General features: G+C 35.7%; 9 protein-coding genes. 7 read left to right on the plus strand and 2 right to left on the minus strand.

Features of this window, described 5'->3' with window-relative positions; translation table 11 throughout:
• Window positions 1-467: 467 nt before the first annotated feature.
• The 7 genes from N4T20_RS18300 (at window position 468) to N4T20_RS18330 (ending at window position 17,140) form a co-directional block, all read left to right on the plus strand.
• Window positions 468-1,022: a fasciclin domain-containing protein gene (locus tag N4T20_RS18300; protein WP_035625480.1), complete on the plus strand. Its 555-nt coding sequence runs from the start codon at window positions 468-470 to the stop codon at window positions 1,020-1,022.
• Window positions 1,023-2,742: 1,720 nt separating this feature from the next.
• On the plus strand, window positions 2,743-5,022 hold the full coding sequence (bglX, locus tag N4T20_RS18305) for a beta-glucosidase BglX (protein WP_260673123.1): 2,280 nt from the start codon (window positions 2,743-2,745) through the stop codon (window positions 5,020-5,022).
• Window positions 5,023-5,263: 241 nt separating this feature from the next.
• On the plus strand, window positions 5,264-9,388 hold the full coding sequence (locus N4T20_RS18310) for a two-component regulator propeller domain-containing protein (protein WP_260670510.1): 4,125 nt from the start codon (window positions 5,264-5,266) through the stop codon (window positions 9,386-9,388).
• Between the two features lie 452 nt (window positions 9,389-9,840).
• The gene (locus tag N4T20_RS18315) at window positions 9,841-12,939 is read left to right on the plus strand and encodes a TonB-dependent receptor (RefSeq protein ID WP_260670511.1); all 3,099 of its coding nucleotides are present in this window, start codon (window positions 9,841-9,843) and stop codon (window positions 12,937-12,939) included.
• Between the two features lie 58 nt (window positions 12,940-12,997).
• A complete protein-coding gene (locus N4T20_RS18320; protein ID WP_260670512.1) occupies window positions 12,998-14,524 on the plus strand; it encodes a RagB/SusD family nutrient uptake outer membrane protein in 1,527 nt (508 codons plus the stop codon).
• Between the two features lie 3 nt (window positions 14,525-14,527).
• Window positions 14,528-15,631 (plus strand): CIA30 family protein, encoded by a 1,104-nt coding sequence (locus N4T20_RS18325; protein WP_260670513.1) that lies wholly within the window; start codon window positions 14,528-14,530, stop codon window positions 15,629-15,631.
• A 120-nt stretch (window positions 15,632-15,751) separates the two neighbouring features.
• A complete protein-coding gene (locus tag N4T20_RS18330; RefSeq protein WP_260670514.1) occupies window positions 15,752-17,140 on the plus strand; it encodes an endo-1,4-beta-xylanase in 1,389 nt (462 codons plus the stop codon).
• Window positions 17,141-17,245: 105 nt separating this feature from the next.
• On the opposite strand, the gene N4T20_RS18335 is transcribed toward N4T20_RS18330, so the two are convergent.
• Window positions 17,246-18,160, minus strand: coding sequence for a family 16 glycosylhydrolase (locus N4T20_RS18335; RefSeq protein WP_260670515.1), 915 nt, complete (start codon window positions 18,158-18,160; stop codon window positions 17,246-17,248).
• Window positions 18,161-18,307: 147 nt separating this feature from the next.
• Window positions 18,308-19,141 (minus strand): SMP-30/gluconolactonase/LRE family protein, encoded by an 834-nt coding sequence (locus tag N4T20_RS18340; RefSeq protein ID WP_260670516.1) that lies wholly within the window; start codon window positions 19,139-19,141, stop codon window positions 18,308-18,310.
• Window positions 19,142-19,240: the final 99 nt, after the last annotated feature.

The raw sequence follows: 19,240 nt of genomic DNA on the forward strand, positions 1-19,240 counted from the left end.
AATAATACTTTTAAAGTTATGAGAGAATTGATAATACATTAAATCTTAAACCAATAAATATAATCTAAAAGATGGGAAGAAATTCTATTTTATAAATTGATAAAAAATCCAGGCCACAATTCTTTATTTCTAGAATTCCAGCTTTTAAGTACTTAAAAGGGCTAAAAGAATAACATTTGATTTTTAAAGTTTATAATCAATTGATTAAAATTACTTAATTGAAAACTTGGAGTACCAAAGATAAAGAAGAAGAAATTTAGGCTATACATTACATGTTTGCTTTGATTTTGAATAAAACAGCGAAATTATTTTGACAAAAGTAAATTGCGCAAAAAATATTACTTCAAAATACTCATCCATAATACCTTTTACTTAGTCCGATTTTATTTTACTTTATTTTTTGACTTCTTTTAAAACCAAAAAGAATATTAAAGCGTAAATGACTTTATAACTTAAAAAAAGTAATTATGAAAACTAGAAAATTTTTAGCAGCGGCAATCCTGGCATTAGGATTTGGATCTACATCATTTGCACAAAAAACTGTAATGGTTGGTGGAGCGGCTATGTATCCTAATAAAAATATTATAGAAAATGCTGTAAACTCAAAGGATCATACCACCTTGGTAGCAGCAGTAAAAGCAGCAGGATTAGTTGAAACTTTACAAAGTAAAGGGCCATTTACTGTTTTTGCACCAACAAATGAAGCATTTAATAAATTGCCGGCTGGAACTGTTGAAACATTATTGAAACCTGAGAATATTAAATCATTACAAACCATATTGACATATCATGTAGTGGCCGGTAAAATGAATAGTTCTGATATTGCAAAAGCAATAAAAGCTGGTAAAGGAAAAGCTGCTTTAAAAACAGTGAGCGGCGGAACTCTAACTGCCTGGATGGATGGAAAAGATTTGTACATTAGCGACGAAAGCGGCAATAAGGCTAAAGTTACAACTTCAGATGTAAATCAATCTAATGGTGTTATACATGTAGTGGACACAGTACTGCTTCCAAAAATGTAATTTGCTAAAAATAAATTACAATTATATAAAAAGCTCTGAAATTTCAGGGCTTTTTATATAATTACTATGCGATACAATAATAATAGTCGATTGTAAAAGAGATTCTGCTTAACATTTTATTGCCAGCTCAAAACTTTACATATATGGAGCTGATATCTTTTTTTACAAAAAAATTAAGGGCTATCTCATTTTACTTTAAATAAATTAAAATTATAAGATTGCAATTTATGGTAAAATCATATATAAAACTATACATTTTTTCATCAATCCCCAACAGGACATCTAAACCAAATTGTTGAAGCCATCTTAAGACAGGTCCTACATCCAGTAAGCCAATCTCTTCAAATCTTCCATAAAATGTATAGAAATTTGTCCCTTCGAGGTCCCCCGACAGGACATACAAATCGCTTATTTTTTATAACTAGGTACTAGTTAAACAGTAAAAAAACGAATAAAAAGAGTCAGATTAGAAATGGACTTAAATTAAGATAATTCAATATTATTAATTACATATCCAGAAATTAAATTTCCATATTGTAATCACCCAATCTTTAAAAAAAAACTTCAAAAAATTGGTATATATATAATTTTTTCCTCTTGAGTTTTCGTTTTCAAATCTTGAAATAATGTAATCATATTTAAAACTGTAAATATGTTTAATGAAAAGTTCAATCTGAAAAATCTGTGTAAGTGACAATTCTATTTAACCGTAAATATTAAGTATTTTTGGTATATTTGTAGTACAAAAAAGAATAATAGTACTGTCAGTTATTCGTTAGTGTTTTAATTTTTGTGCATGATTTGTTGAAATAGTAAAATTGAATTTGGGTGCAGAATCGGTGCATTAGGTTCAAGACATTTATAAATACGTAGCAAAGACGGGATCTAAACACATAAAGTTCGAATCCTGCTCTCCCCACAAAACCTGCAAATCTTTGGATCTGCAGGTTTTTTTATTTTATATTGTTTTTCATATTTTTTTAACTTCTCAAAATCTCTGTGGCAAAATCGTGGTAAAAATATCCACGAGAAAATAAAGGCGCAAGCCTGAAAGTTTTCTGGATTATATTTCATTCTCTGCATGAAATCGCCTTTATCCTTGCCATTATTTTCTGCTGGAAAATTGACCCTATCAGAAACTGGCTTTTAATTTTATTTGCTGCACATTTTGCAGTTAGAGCATGGACGCTCTCCTATTTTGCGCCAAACATCATTGATTTTCAAAGAATGGCTGAAAACTCAACTTTTACAGAAGATCTTACACAGCGAATTTCCCTTTGGCAGACGCTCAATTATATCAGGGTTGCTATATTTCTTGCCATTTCCTGCGCATTAATTCCCTTGTGCATTAAATTATTCAGTCTAAGAGCATAACAAAAGGCAGTGTAGATTTACACTGCCTTTTGTTTTAGTCTATTTCGGTTCTTTTTTATCATTACGCTGGTATTTTATAAAAAGCATAGTTTAGAAAACACTCATGCGGTCTAATGCCGCATATCTTTTGTTTTTGCTTATCGCGAAGGCTGAAAATACATCATTTGTCGCACATAATGCTTCAAATTTATTACCCAGACTGCTTTGCTAAAAGTACATTTACAGCCTTTAATTTTCTGTCCATGCCATCTAAGATGATTTTTTGGCATTGAATATAAACTGCACAGAAAAACAGCATTAGAAAGTGACCTAATTTAATCTCAATAATAAAATTAAAACCACAATGATGAAAAAGCAAATGAAACGATATGCATTTTTACTGCTGATTGTTTATGGAACCAATTACGGACAGGCAAAAAAATATCTTGACCCAACCAAACCGATAGAAGAGAGAATTTCGCTTTTAATGAAAGAAATGACATTGGAAGAAAAGGTTGGCCAAATGAATCAGTATAACGGTTCATGGGATGTTACCGGACCTAAACCAGAATCTGGCTCTAATGAAGAAAAATACAATAATATCAAAAAAGGATGGGTAGGCTCTATGCTAACTGTTCGAGGCGTCAAAGAAGTAAGAGCCGTGCAAAAAATTGCTGTTGAAGAAACCCGTCTTGGCATTCCGCTCCTTTTTGGTTTTGATGTCATACACGGCTACAAAACCTTAAGTCCTATTCCGCTAGCAGAAGCTGCCAGCTGGGATTTGGAAGCCATAAAAAAATCGGCTGGCGTAGCTGCTTTGGAAGCATCTGCTTCTGGATTAAACTGGACTTTTGCCCCGAATGTCGATATCTCAAATGATGCAAGATGGGGAAGAGTCATGGAAGGCGCCGGTGAAGACCCTTATTTGGGAAGTAAAATTGCGATAGCAAGAGTTAAAGGTTTTCAAGGCGAGCATTTTGACCATACTAAAATCATCGCCTGTGCAAAACATTTTGCCGGTTATGGTTTTGTAGAAGCAGGCCGAGATTACAACAGCGTAGATATGAGCAATTCTAAACTATACAATACGGTGCTGCCTCCTTTTAAAGCGGCAAGCGACGCAGGAATCCGCACTTTTATGAATTCATTCAATACCTTAAACGGAATTCCAGCGACTGGAAATTCATTTTTACAGAGAGATATTCTAAAAGGCGCTTGGGGATTTAAAGGATTCGTGGTTTCTGATTGGGCCTCAATAGCCGAAATGATTACTCACGGCTACGCAGCAGATGGTGCGGATGCAGCTAAAAAAGCGGCTCTCGCAGGTTCTGACATGGATATGGAATCGAATATATATGTTACAGAACTGGCTAAACTGGTAAAAAATGGATCGGTAAAAGAAAGCGTGATTGATGATGCCGTGCGCAGAATCCTTCGCGTGAAATTTGAACTGGGTCTTTTTGACGACCCTTATAAATATTGTGACGAAGCTCGCGAAAAATCAAATATAGGAAGCAAAGGAAACCATTCCGATGTTCTGGACATGGCCAAAAAATCGATTGTGCTATTAAAAAATGATAAAAACCTTCTGCCTTTAAAAAAATCAGGCGCTAAAATTGCTTTAATCGGCGCTTTGGCCAATGATAAAAACAGCCCTCTGGGAAGCTGGAGAATCGCCGCTGATGATAATACTGCGGTATCAGTTCTGGAAGGAATGCAGCAATATAAAAACAGCGCATTAGTTTATGAAAAAGGAACCGATGTTGCCACCAACAAACAATCTTTTTTAGATGAAGTGAAAGTCAATACCACTGATTTTTCTGGGTTTGAAGCAGCAAAAAAAGTGGCCAAAGAGGCTGAAATTGTGGTAATAGTGCTGGGCGAAATAGGTTTTCAAAGCGGCGAAGCGCGCAGCAGAACAGAATTAGGGCTGCCAGGAAATCAGCAGCAATTATTGGAGGAAATTTATAAAGAAAATCCAAATATTATTCTGGTATTAAACAACGGACGTCCTTTGTCTATACCTTGGGCGGCAGAACATATACCTGCTATTGTTGAAGCTTGGCAATTAGGAACGCAATCTGGAAATGCTATTGCGCAGGTTTTATACGGAGACTATAATCCGAGCGGCAAGCTGCCAATGTCTTTTCCAAGAAACGTAGGCCAATGCCCTATCTATTACAATCTGTACAATACGGGAAGACCTATAAACAAAGACAATAATGTTTTCTGGTCGCACTATTCTGATGTCGAAAAAACTCCTTTATACCCATTCGGTTACGGATTAAGCTATACTTCTTTTGACTATAAAAACCTGAAGATTTCAAAAGCTTCTTTCCAAAAAGGAGAAAAAATCGAAGTCTCTGTTGATGTGACCAATACAGGAAACTTTGATGGAAAAGAAATCGTCCAACTTTATATAAATGATCCTGTTGCCAGCATTGCAAGACCTATAAAAGAATTAAAAGGCTTTGAGCTTATCGAATTAAAAAAGGGAGAAACCAAAACAGTTCAATTCACATTGACAAATAATGAACTTGGATTCTTCGACAACAACGGTAAATTTTTAGTAGAACCTGGCCAATTTAATATTATGGTTGGGTGGAATTCCAACAATGGACTTAACGGTAAATTTGAGCTAAAATAAAAGCCCAAAAATAAAGCCCAAAAGGATTATTCTGTCTTAACAAGAATCGAATATCTTTTATTTTTTTATATCCTGAGTACGATAATTCCTTAATAAGGTTCATAATCGTACTCAGGATTTTGGCAATAAGACAGATTTGAATAAAAAAAAATAAGTGTTCAAATTAGTTTTATTAATATTGTTTCCCATATCCTGAAAAATCCACTTATACAAACCAAATAATGCATACCGTTACATCTACATGAAAAAAACAATTTATATCCTTTTATGCTGTTTAACCATTTCAAACTCGCTGTTTTCGCAAGGCAAATTTGACAGCTACCAGTTTAGAAGCATACAAGAAACTGCTTCAAAACGAGCTGTTTCTTCTATCATTCAGGATAAAAATGATTTTATATGGATTGGTACAAGCGGTGCTGGCCTATATAGATACGATGGCGTAAATTATTTCGGATATAAATACGATAACAAACCCGGCTCGGTAAACAGCAACTTTATTTATTCGACGTTTATCGATTCCAAAAATAATCTTTGGGTGGGCACCGATCAGGGTTTATGCTTATATAACAGGGATTTGGATAACTTTACCCGAATCAATATTGAAGATGCCATAACACAAGGATACACGCAGCCCATTACGATAAAAACAATTATTGAAGACAATAATGGCAATCTATACTTAGGCGCTTATGGTTTTGGATTATTCAAACTTAATATAAAAACTCTAAAAGCTTCTCTGGTGCATTCAAAAGTGCTGGACAAACCCAATTTTCTGATAAAATCCTCGGTTAAAAACAAACAGGGAATTATTTATTTGGGAACCAGTTACGGACTTTTAGAAATTGACACTAATGGAAAAGTCAAACAGGTTTATAAAGACAAATTTAAACGAGAACCTCTAACTAGCGACATTGAAAGTCTTGTTATAGATAAATTTGGATACTTATGGATGGGCACAACAGAAAACGGACTCATAAAAATCAAGCCTGAAACAGATAATTATCAGTTTGAAAACTATCCCATTACCAAAAATAAAATCTTATCAATCGTACAAAGCAGTTTGGGTTACATTGTCTGCGGCACCGAAAATGACGGATTACTGGTTGTAAATTATAAGGGAGAAGTGCTAAAAAAATACCTGCACAGCAAGTATAATAGCGCCAGCTTAAAATCCAATTCGGTTTGGTCCTTGTACGAGGACAGAGAAAAAAGACTCTGGCTAGGATATTTCAATAAGGGACTTGGCGTTTTTGACAAGCCAAATAATAAATTCAATGCTCTTGAATCGCTTGCTAACAATGAAAATTCCCTTCAAACTAGCTATGTCACTTCGGTTGCAAAAGACAAAAAAGGAAACCTGCTTATCAGTAACGAAGGAGGCGGACTTGACATATATAACCTTGCCAATAAAAGCTTCATTCATGTAAATAAAACAAATCAAAGTTACTACTCTGGTTTAGATGCTCTCGATATTCAAGCCATTTTTATAGACAGCAAACAAAACATCTGGCTTGGAAGCTGGGACCGCGGCATCTACTTTTTAAAAAACGGAACTTCAAGATTTGTCAACTATAATACAGCAAATACACCAGGATTAAAATCAAATCGAATTTTCAGTTTTTCTGAAGATTCAAAAGGCAGAATCTGGATAGGAACTTTTATAAAAGGACTGCATTATTTTGATAATAAAAGCAGCACATTTGTACATTGCGATTCTGAGCCATTTGCCAAAAACGGTCTAGACAATGCTTTCATCCGTAAAGTTTTTGTGGATTCTGATAATGTTTTGTGGGTCGGCACTATCTTAGGATTATATCAGATAAATATAAAGGACGAGTCTGGCTTTAAGGTCACAAAAATGCGCGATGCCATGTTTGGCGGCATTAATAAAAACAATAGCATTCAGATTATTTTATCTATTTATGAATCTAATGATAAAACAATTTGGATAGGAACAGATGCTCAAGGGCTGTTTAGCTACAATAAAAAAAACAAGGCATTTTCCAATTATGATGATTTTCCTGGATTTAAAGAAAAATCAATTCGCGCTATCATTTCTGACAATAATGGCGCTTTATGGCTAAGCGGTGGATCTGGACTTACAAAACTTGATCTTAAAAACCGAAAAAGCACCAACTTCAATAAAGATGATGGTCTTATTGATAACGATTTTAATAACAATGCTGTTTATAAAGACGGGAACGGAGAACTTTATTTTGGAGGTTATGAAGGAGTAAACTATTTTAATCCAAACGAAATTAAAAAAGCAGAAAAAGCCCCGCGCCTTTATTTCAGTGATTTTAAATTATTCAATAAATCAGTAAAGCCAAATGAAGAAGGCTCGCCATTAAGCAAAGTAATTTCACAGACTAAAGAAATTACGCTTAATTACACGCAGTCTGTTTTTACCATCGAATATGTAGGAATCAATTATAATTATTCTAAGAAAAACCAATATGCGTATTATCTGGAAGGCTTTGAAAAAGACTGGAACTATGTAGGAAATAACAGAACAGCAACCTATACCAATCTGGCGCCGGGAAATTATACCTTTAAAGTAAAATCTGCCAACGCAGACGGCACTTGGAGCGGCAATCAATTAGAACTGAAAATAAAAGTGCTTCCCCCATGGTGGAAAACCATTTGGGCTTATTTAATCTATTCTTCTATTTTAATTTTCCTGATCCTCTATCTTAACAAGATCTATCAAAACCGTTTCAAAGCGAAGCAGGCTATCATTCTGGAAAAGGAAAAGAACATTCAATTGGAGAAATTAAACAATAAAAAACTTCAGTTTTTTACCAATATCTCGCATGAATTCAGAACTCCTTTAACACTGATTATCAATCCTCTGGAAGACATTTTAAAAAGTAAAAAAATATCTCCGGAGATATACAATAAATTAAAAATAGTGCACAAAAGCTCTGATAGACTCTCTAGGCTAATTAATGAGCTTATGGATTTTAACAAATTAGAGTTTAATAAAATTTCGCTTCAAGCCAAGAAAGTTGAAGTAGTATCGTTTACCGAAGCCGTTATAGGCTACTTTTATGAAGAAGCTGCTGCCCGAAACATTGCTGTTAATTTTGAATCGCCCATAGATGAGCTCGAAGATTGGCTGGATCCTAAAATGCTGGAAAAAATACTGTTTAATATTATTTCGAACGCATTTAAATTTACCCCTGATAATGGTTCTATCCATATTTCCATAAACGCATCAGAAACCGAAAATGCATTGATAATTGACGGAAATAAAGTCCCATCGTTTTCGATAACCATTGCAGATACAGGTTCGGGAATACCAAAAAAAGATTTGAATAAAATTTTTGACCGTTTTTACCAGGTCAATAATCTCAATAAGGAATATTACGGAAGCACAGGAATTGGCTTGGAGGTTGTAAAGGAATTTGTCGAACTTCATAAAGGAAAAATTGAAGTTGAGAGCCAAGTTGGCCAAGGCACAAGTTTTAAAATAACTTTTCCGTTAGGCAGCTCGCTATATAAAGGAAGTGAAATCATTGAGGAGAAATATAAAATAGAGAGCAAAAACGAACTTCTATCTGAGCCTGTTCGAGATGAGATTGAATCTAATTCTGAAGCAGAAACTCAAAAAGCCTATACCGTTTTAATTGTAGAAGACAATACAGAACTGAGAAATTATTTAAAACAGGAACTTAGCAAGTCATACAGAGTAATTACGGCCGAAAATGGCCAAAAAGGCTACGATCTTGCGGTGCAGAAATTGCCCGATTTAATCATAACCGATGTCATTATGCCAGTAATGGACGGACTGGAACTGTGCAAAAACATAAAAGGCGATTTAAAAACAAGCCATATTCCTTTATTGATGCTTTCTGCCAAAGCAATGGTAAAAGACCGACTGGAAGGCATCGATTCGGGGGCTGATATGTATTTAAGCAAACCTTTTGAACTGGATATTCTAAAATCCAGTCTGGCTCAGCTTATTACAAGCAGACAGATCATGTTTAAGAAATTTTACAGCGGCATCACAAAACAGGGAAAAGAAAAAACAACTTCGCTTGATAATGATTTCATCCAAAAGATTCTGCATTATATTAATGAAAACATCAGTGAGCCTGAACTAACCGTAGAACTCCTTTCATCTAAGATCTTTTTAAGCAGAAGCCAGCTCTATCGAAAAATAAAAACCTTAACGGGTGTTTCTGTCAATGAATTTATCCGAAATGTGCGACTAGAAAAAGCAAAACAGTTCATAGAACAGGGCAATAATAATATCAACGAAATAAGCTTCAAAGTCGGTTTTACTTCTCCCTCCTATTTTGCCAAGTGCTATAAAATCAAATATGGACATTTGCCCACGCAGGAAAAAAGAACGAAAGAATAGCAGAATATCCATAATTAAACATCAAATGGCAGAGAGCTTCGGTTTAAACCGAAGCTCTTTTTTTGTCAGTGATTTTTTTCAAAATCCAAGCTTTTAATTTTCAGCTGAAATTCAGCTTATAAAAATTAAACCCTTAATATTTTGAACAAACAATATTTTTTAGTCTAAAAAATTATCAATACTTCAGCAGCTGTTTTAATGCCTATAGGACTTCAATTTAGCATTTACAGGGATTCAGAAGCGCTTTTTGCATCATCTGTTGCACAATATGCATCATCTGTGCTACAATGCAACACCTCTAGAATATACTTTCGTTAAGAAATATTTAAGAAAAAAGTTTAGCCGCTCTAACTCAAAACAATCTCTTGGCCAAACTCCCAAATTTTTAAATGTTTTTCTTAAAACTTAACGAATTACTAATTATTTCAATTTAAACTAAACAACCAAACTTTATGCAGAAAAAAACATTAAAAAGACTATTGTGCTTAATAGTATGCTTGTGGGGAAATTTTTTCTTCGCTCAAACTGTTAAAGGTAAAGTAACATCGGGGGGAAACAGTCTTCCAGGCGTTAGTGTAATAGTACAAGGAACCAAAAATGGAACAGTCACGGATTTTGACGGCAGTTTCGTATTGAATAATATTGAACCAAAAGCAATGCTGCTTTTCACTTATATAGGATACAAAAATTTAATCCTTGAAGCTAAACCGAATATGCAGGTGGTGATGGCGAGCGACCTCGAAAAACTAAACGAAGTGGTGGTTATCGGATACGGGACATCAAAAAGAAAAGACATAAATGGCGCTGTATCTTCTATTAAAGCTTCTGAAATTCAGGATAAGCCTTTTATTTCCATTGATCAGGCTCTTGTGGGTAAAGCCGCAGGTGTGAATGTTACGCAGAACTCCGGTACTCCAGGAGGGGGAATCTCGGTTCAGATTCGAGGAATTACCTCTATTAACGGGAATGAGCCTTTATATGTGATCGACGGAACGCCTGTCTTTGCAGACAAGAACAATGACTCCTTTTCGTTTAGCGCTCTAGGCGGAGGAAACGGACAGACTAAAAATTCTGCTTTGTCCGGTTTGAATATTTCAGACATAGAAACGATCGATATCTTAAAAGATGCTTCTGCAACAGCCATATACGGTTCAAGCGGTGCAAATGGAGTGGTTTTGATTACCACTAAAAAAGGAAAAAAGGGAAAATCTAAATTTACATACGAAACCTATTTAGGAACACAACAGATAAACAATACGGTTGATGTTTTAAACCTGCCTCAATATGCGGCTTATCAGGCAAAAATCTACAAGCTAAATGGCGAACCTGTTCCGTATCAATATCAAAAACCGAATCTGCTTGGAAATGGCACAAACTGGCAGGACGAACTTTTCAGAACAGCAACCATATACAATCACCAGCTTTCTTTCTCTGGAGAAAAAGATGGAACACGCTTTTATACTTCTTTAAATTATTTTGATCAGGAAGGTATTGTCTTAAATTCAGATTTCAACAGATTGGCAATGCGCTTAAATGTAGATTCTAATGTAAAATCTTGGCTAAAAATTGGCAATAACCTCTCAATAAGCAAATCATCTCAGCAAGTGGTAAGAAATGATGACAGAGGAGGATTGGTTATGAACGCCTTAAGACAGTCTCCAGAATTACCGGTTAGAGCTGCAGACGGTTCTTATGCGGGACCAACATCTGGTTTGGGATCATCGGCAAATGAAGCCACTAACCCAATTGCCTTATCTGAATACAATAATGCCACTACAGAAAGATTTAAAATCAATGGAAATCTATTTGCTGATTTTACTATTTTAAAAGGATTGGTTTTCCGATCAGAATTAGGATACGACTTGAATTTCTCAAAAAACAGCACTTTTGTGCCTAAATATACTTTAGGAAACGTAACGGAGCTTTTAAATAAATCGTTCAAACAGCAAGATCAGAGCTATTACTGGAATATCAAAAACTATCTGACTTACAACAAAACGCTTAACGAGAAGCATAATTTTACTTTTTTACTGGGCCAGGAAGCGCAGGAAAGCTATTATGAATATTTAAGCGGTTACAGGACAGGCGATTTCCTAAATAAAGATTTCACCAATCTTAATATCGGTGATATCGCCACTGCCCTAAACGGAAACGGTTCTGGACGCTGGTCTATGACTTCTTATATTTCAAGATTAAACTACGGTTTTTCTGACCGATATTCTTTTTCTGCTTCTTTAAGAGCGGATGCTTCATCCAACTTTGGACCAAACCACAAATGGGGATATTTCCCTTCATTTTCAGGAGGATGGACAGTGAGCAACGAAAAGTTCTTTGAGCCTTTGTCAAAAAGCGTCAATTATCTGAAATTCAAAGCCGGATACGGTCTTGTAGGAAATCAAAACATTCCAGCAAACCGATACCAGACTATTTTATCGCTGCTAGCATCGCCATTTGGCGGGGTTTCGCCAACGATCGACAATTTGGGAAATCCAGACATAAAATGGGAATCTCTTAAATCTTTCAATACCGGTTTTGAACTGGCAATGCTTAACAACAGAGTAAAATTAGATTTTGATTATTACATTAAAAATTCTTCAGATTTCCTGACCAAACAAATCAACGATGAATCCAATCAAAGTGCCCTTAACTATTATCTGAATACAGGTGAAATTGTAACAAAAGGTATTGAGCTTACTTTAAATACAAGAAACATCGCCGCAGAAAATTTTAGCTGGGATACCACGATCATTTTTTCAAAATACAATAATGAACTGACTCGTTTTCAAGGTCAGGGCAAATCATTGTTAGGAAAAGTGCAGTTTGATTTATACAATGTTACCAGAACTACCGAAGGACAGCCTGTAGGACAGTTTTACGGATATGTGACAGATGGTTTGTTTAAAAATGCGGCAGAACTGGCAGCTGGACCAATTCAAGAAGCAGGAACAGGCGTGGGAGACATTCGATTTAAAGATCTTAATGGTGACGGAAAAATAGACAGTAAAGACCAGACAGCCATAGGAGATGCCATTCCTGATTTTACCTACGCTATTACGAATAACCTTAGATACAAAAACTTCAATTTTTCGGTTTCTTTAACAGGAAGTCAAGGCAACAAGATCTACAACTTTACGCGCCATTATATTGACGGAATTTATCCTGGCTTTGGAGACCGATTTGGAAACGTAAGCACACAGGCCATGCAGGCTTTTGAACCTGGAGTGAATGAAAATACCGATGTTCCGAGAATTACGCTTAATGATCCAAATGGCAACGGAAGAATTTCGAACAGATTTGTTGAAGACGGTTCTTATTTAAGAATCCAAAATGTTTCTTTAAGCTACGATCTGCCAAATAAGATTTTCGACAATTCCATTATATCTAAAGTAAGATTGTATGCAAACGTTCAAAACTTGTACACGTTTACAAAATATACCGGATTTGATCCAGCTCTTGGAAACCTAGATCAGAATATAACACTGAGCGGTATCGACTTGGGGCGTTATCCTGTGCCAAGAATAACTTCCATAGGGGTAAATTTAGAATTCTAAGCTTTATAAAAACACATTCAACTTAATGACTTGCAGTCATTAACATAAAAATATAGTTATGAAAAAACTTTTTAAACTTTTTTTGATGGGAATGCTTATACCATTGCTGTCTTTATTTTCCTGCTCAGATGAGTTTTTGAATGCACCATCTGAAAACCAATTGACGCCAAGCGATCTGCCTGAAGGCGTTACCGCTTTTGACGGAATCGCCGAGAGCTTGTACTTTAAGCCTTGGTTTGCTTTTAACGATAAATTCCTAATTGCTGTAGGAGATATGTATGCCGGAAACGCCTTTACATTTGACGGCGCTTATGCGCAGTTTAAAGATGCTCAGGTAACATCTCAAAATCCGATTCTTACAGAAGGATACGTAGCCTTGTTTTCGGTTATCGACCAGTCTAATAACTTAATGAGTCTGGTTGAAGCCAGAAAAAGCGAACTCCCTGAGGCATCTTATAAAAATGCAATTGCCATATCAAGATTCATGAGGGCCAATGCCTATTTCTATTTGGTTAGAACTTTTGGAGCCGTGCCTATCATCAATAAAGCGGGTTCTGCTGCACAGCCAAAAAGAAATCTTGTTGAAGATGTTTACAAATTCATCAAGCAGGATTTAGAATATGCGGCAGAAAATTTACCGGAAAAAGGATTAAAGAAAGGGTATGTGACTAAATATGCCGCAATGGGAATTTTAGCCAAAGTGCATCTGACTTTAAATGAATATGCCCAATGTGCAGCTTTAACCCAGAAAATTATCGGAAATCAGTATACTTTAATTCAAGAATACGGAAATCTGTTCAGCAGTCCGGAAAATAATAATAGTGCAGAGAGTATGTTTGCGCTTCAATGGAAAGCTATTGCTACAGAATGGGGAACTCAAAATACCAATCAGGCGTATATAGTTCCAGGAGGTACTGGAATTACAGGCGGTGGTGACGGATGGGGAGTTTACCTTCCATCAATTTCTCTGCAAAATGGATTTGAGCCAAAAGATATCAGAAAGAAAAGCACCATTATGACCGATGGCGATTTTTACCCTGAATTACTAAAAAGTCAAGGCGGTTTTACATACAAAAAAATATATTCTTCTACAGCCGCAAATTTCAGAAAATACATAGTAGGGTCAGCTGCGGAAAGAAATGACGTATTCTTTATGAGAACCTCGCAAAATACAATCATTCTAAGGTATTCGGACATTTTACTGATGAATTCTGAAGCATTATTGGCAGGAGCGCCATCCACTACTTCTGCAGCTGCTTTAAGCTCTTTTAACGAAGTAAGAAAAAGAGCGGGATTGCCAATTAAAACAGTCCTTACAAGAGATGATCTGTTTAATGAGAGAAGGATTGAATTTGCTTTGGAAGGACAATATTTCTTTGATTTAAAACGCCGCGGTCTGGCTGAAGCAACTGCGATTATCTCACAGCAGGAAGTAGGTTTTTATTCTGATGATGCCAGAACAGAATTGGTTTCAAGAAAAATAACGCCTAGCAGCAATTATTTTGAACTTCCATTGCCTCAGTCTGCCATAGATACCAATCCATCATTATTAGAAGCTCCGGTTCCTTTTAACTTTAATAACTAAACTATGATCAATACAATAAAATATAGCATTCTACTGCTTTTTATGCTGGCTTCTTTTACAGCCTGCCAGAATGATGATGCAGCCAGCGCAAACATAGATGCAATGGTTGCCGAACCGGGGGATTTACTAAATCAGGCCTTTCCAAACAATAAAGTAAGAGTTGAAGGGGAAGGTTTAACGGGACTAAAAAAGATTACACTAGATAATACTATCAATATTGCTTTTAATCCTAATTACAATTCAGACAAATCGTTTATTTTCACCATTCCTTTTGATGAAAAGCTAGGAAGCAGATTTGGTGTGCAGCCTATTACTTTTACAGCTGCAAATGGCTCTGTTACTAAAAACATTGAGATTTTACAGCCTGTACCAACAATTACCAAAACCACTCCTACTGTTGCAACTCCAGGATTTCCATTAGAAATCGAAGGAACTTGGTTTTATAATATTTCATCTGTAACCTTAGCAGGAAAAGCGGTAAGCTATACAGTAAAATCGTCTTCTTCAATTATTATCGGTTTGCCTGCAGATGCAGCTTCTGGATCAGAACTTGCCATTACTACACCTGGAGGAACAGCAAAAAAGACAATTGATTTTGCAACCATTATTCTGGTATCTGATTTTGACGGAAATGGCCTTAGAAAAGATTGGACATCTTATGGAGACGTAGAAAGTTTCAGCACCAGTACAGCTGGAGGTCCGACTGGAAATTACACCACATTGGTTTGGGCAGGTTCAACTGCCAATGGCTATAACGGAAGCAGTGGCGGCGGAGGAGCCAGTTTCCTAAGTGCTTCTAATACAGATGCAGCAAAAGCTTATATTGACATTGACGTAAGTGCAAATGTTACGGGTGCCCAATTTGCAATCCAGTTAAATACTATTGACGGAGTAAACTATGGCTATAATTTTAAAATTACGGATGTAAACTGGATGACAAAAACCATATCTATTGCAGATTTTAAAGACAACTACGGTTTTGGATCTAATACAGCTGCTAATTTAAATCCATCTAAAATCAACGAAATTAAAGTTGGAATTGCTCAGGGAGATACCCCTAACCCCAGTGCCATTAAATTTGATAATATTAAAATCCGTTATCAATAATTAATCTGACATTTTAACTTAAAAAAGAGGCTGTGGTCAAAACGGCCTCTTTATTACATCGAATAAATAACTATAAATAAGGACATTCTATGAAAAAAGAATGTCCATAATACAAACAGTATGAAAAGTAAATTTTTATTAATGCTGGCTGGCCTCGTCTTTTTTTTAAATGCATGCTCGAAGGACGATAACGAAACTGTTGAAACTCTGGAAACGCCAGTTGCCAATGCTCCAAAAGATATAAATGATCATGGTTTTAAAGCCAAATGGAATTATGTTTCGCATTCCAAAAGCTATCTCCTGGATATTTCAACTACAGAAAACTTCACCTCTTTTGTCCCAAATTACAATGCAAAAGAAATTACTGATTTAAATGATGCTGTAACAGGTTTAACCGGAGGAACGCAATACTACTACAGAGTGAGAGCCAAAAACGAAACGCAAATTTCTGATTATTCAAATGTAATTGCGGTTGTTACAACAGGCTCAAGCGGTATTCCTGAAGATCCCACTTTTTTAAAGGTAAAAGTAAATAAGCTAGCCAATCCGTTTTTTGTTGGTATGGCGATAAAAGCTTCACAATTGACAAGCGGAAGTCCTTATGATGTTATTCTGAAAAATGAATTCAGCAGCATTTCTGCCGAATACGAAATGAAAATGGATCAGATCTCAACTGCAAGCGGTGTTTACAACTGGACTGTAGCCGATAAAATTGTGGCTTACGGAAATGCCAATAGCATCAACGTGCACGGCCATGCCCTAGTTTGGCATAATGCAGTGCCGCAGTGGCTAAAAGATTTTTCTGGAACAGATGCTGAATTTGCAGCTGAAGTTAAAAAATACATTACTGATGTGGTAACGCATTATGCGGGAAAAGTAAAATCTTGGGATGTGGTTAACGAAGCTGTAGATGACAGTGGCGCCATGAAAAATACTATTTTCTTACAGCGAATGGGGCCTAACTATGTAAAAGACTGTTTTCAATGGGCAAGAAATGCCGCAATTGCTGCTGGTGATGCTTCTTTATTATTATTCTATAATGATTACGCTACCTCAACTAATACAGCAAAACAAGACAAAGTTTTTAGCTTACTGGATGATCTAAAAGCTGCTAAAGTTGTTGACGGTGTTGGCTTTCAGATGCACAATACCTATTTAAGCCCAACCAAAGCGCAAATACAAACAGATCTTAACAAGGCTGTTGCAAAAGGCTTAAAAATTCATGTTTCAGAATTGGATATACAGGTAAACCAGTTTAACGATATCTCTGCATTTACTAATGAAAGAAGACTGGCTCAAAAAGCAAAATATAAAGAGATGGTGCAGATTTATAATGCGCTTCCAGCGGCAAACAAATACGCTTTGACAATTTGGGGAATGAGAGATAATGAATCATGGATTCCGTTCAGCACTGAACTGAATCACCCAGGCAATGACTGGCCTTTATTGTACGATTCTAATTTTGCGGTCAAAAGTTCACATACCGGATTTTTAGAAGGTTTAGATTAAATCAAAAACAAATTTGAATTAGATTGGCAGCCATCTGCCAAAAAAACACCACTTCGTTATGAGTGGTGTTTTTTGTTAATAACGATATGAAAAACGGCAGGGCTATTATAGTGCTCTTTTATAGGCCGAAACTTGATCTACCCACATGATTGCAGCTGTAAACAAATTTATTTTATCAGGATTTATAAAACTGGAATGATTTGACCCAACATTCATATTTAAAACAATATTATGCTTTTTGAAATTATTCAAATTCAGTTTTGATACGCTGCTGTTTGCGTAAGCTGCAACAATATTATCATCAATTTTTATTGTTATGGTTAGCGCATTATCTTTCATTTTTATAAAACATTCATACAAATGCCATCCATTGTTTCCATCAATATTAAAACTTACTGGATATTGCCTTTCTGCCAGGTTTTCCAATTGATTTGCCCCTACCGCTGTTCCGTAAAAAAGATTAGAGGCAAATCGGGAGGCATTTGGAGCAAAAGAATAGCCTTCCATAATATCAATTTCCCCATGTGTAGGCCATCCATCTTCCTGAACTGTCCAGAAAGCCGGCCATGCGCCATATGTTTGCGCAAATGACTTATAATTGGCTCCGTCCATTGCCAGTAATTTTATCGTGGCAGACAATCTGTATTCGGTATTATTTTCAGGCGTGTACTCATAAAGCGACTTCACAAGTCCTGACTGGTATTTGGTTGCGCTGAGCTTGGCTGTTTTAATTTCCAGGCATCCTCTTCCGTCTCTAGATTGCACTGAAGGCACCGAACTTTTGTAATCGCAATATTTAGAATTATAGTCGGTACGCTGCACTTTTGTCCACTTTGAAAGCGAGATATCTGTCTCAAAAGTGTCTTCGAATTGTTTTATCCAATCAGATTCTGCGGCTTTATTAATCTTCGTGTCTGCATTTATCCCATCCTGTTTTTTCTCTGTGCCTGAATTTTCAAAGCAAGAAGAAAATCCAACAGCAAATGTTAGCATTAAGGCAACCTGACTTAATTTTTTCATGAAATGTTATTTAGTTATTATTTAGTTTCTATTAAGGACTAAAAGTAACTTTATATAAAAAAATAGAATGCCACATTTGAGGCAGTTAATGCCATAGATGTTGTATTTTCACTGCTGTATCAAATACAGCTTGCGATAAAAATAATTTTACTCCAAATGATATCCCATTACAGTCTTATTTAAAGTCGGCACTATCAATAGCTTTTTCTCTGCGATATATTCAATATCTGCAGCAGCAATCTTTTCTTTTCCTAAATCAATAATGAGTTTTTTATTTCCTTTTGCATCGATATGAAACACTTCTCCCTGCCATGCTCCAGATACTATTAACCCGTTACCTCCATCACTGGCAATACCGTCTAAATTATCAATTCCATTAAAAATTTCATAAGCCTTACCTGTCGATTTATTAACCGCAAAAGCAGTTCGGCTTTTCATATTCAACACTAAAACTTCATCTTTTCTGGATAATAATCCATTCGGCATAGAAAGAAAATCAGATTCAAGCCATACCTTTATTTCTCCATCAGATATTTTATAGATTTTATTGTCAAAACAATCCGATACGTAAATGTCTCCATTGCGATCTGATGTAACATCATTGAAAAATTTTGCAGAATCAGCTTTATATACTTTTTCTATTTTAGACGTATTGGTATTTATTTGCAAAACTTTATTAATATCAGCCACAAACAGTTTATTTTTAAATAAAGCCATTCCTTGCGGATTGTCCAGTCCATCAATCCATTTTAGAACTTCTATTTGTCCATTTGTTCTAATTTTAGAAATAAATCCATTTCCGTCCTTGGCTAAGTATTCTCCATTTATATTGGAGATATACACAATCTTTTTCGAAGAATCATAAAGTGCCGATTCTGGTTTGAGAAATAAAGAATCCGATTCCCATACTTTAGTTGCTCTTTGACTAAAAGCAGTCACAGGAATCATCCCTATCATTAGCAAGAGACCTAGCTTTTTCATGATTTAATTTTATATGATTTAATATTATTTTATTGCCACTAATGTTTGAATGATCAGTTACGGAATGCCCTGCCTCTCAAATATAAACAATCGGTTGCT

The sequence above is a fragment of the Flavobacterium sp. TR2 genome, from assembly GCF_025252405.1.
Lineage (GTDB): Bacteria > Bacteroidota > Bacteroidia > Flavobacteriales > Flavobacteriaceae > Flavobacterium.

What these genes read in the sequence shown, in the direction of transcription:
- N4T20_RS18335 (WP_260670515.1), bottom strand. Translation starts at nt 18,160, where the DNA reads ATGAAAAAATTAAGTCAGGTTGCCTTAATGCTAACATTTGCTGTTGGA.
- bglX (WP_260673123.1), top strand. Translation starts at nt 2,743, where the DNA reads ATGAAAAAGCAAATGAAACGATATGCATTTTTACTGCTGATTGTTTAT.
- N4T20_RS18325 (WP_260670513.1), top strand. Translation starts at nt 14,528, where the DNA reads ATGATCAATACAATAAAATATAGCATTCTACTGCTTTTTATGCTGGCT.
- N4T20_RS18310 (WP_260670510.1), top strand. Translation starts at nt 5,264, where the DNA reads ATGAAAAAAACAATTTATATCCTTTTATGCTGTTTAACCATTTCAAAC.
- N4T20_RS18300 (WP_035625480.1), top strand. Translation starts at nt 468, where the DNA reads ATGAAAACTAGAAAATTTTTAGCAGCGGCAATCCTGGCATTAGGATTT.
- N4T20_RS18340 (WP_260670516.1), bottom strand. Translation starts at nt 19,141, where the DNA reads ATGAAAAAGCTAGGTCTCTTGCTAATGATAGGGATGATTCCTGTGACT.
- N4T20_RS18320 (WP_260670512.1), top strand. Translation starts at nt 12,998, where the DNA reads ATGAAAAAACTTTTTAAACTTTTTTTGATGGGAATGCTTATACCATTG.
- N4T20_RS18330 (WP_260670514.1), top strand. Translation starts at nt 15,752, where the DNA reads ATGAAAAGTAAATTTTTATTAATGCTGGCTGGCCTCGTCTTTTTTTTA.
- N4T20_RS18315 (WP_260670511.1), top strand. Translation starts at nt 9,841, where the DNA reads ATGCAGAAAAAAACATTAAAAAGACTATTGTGCTTAATAGTATGCTTG.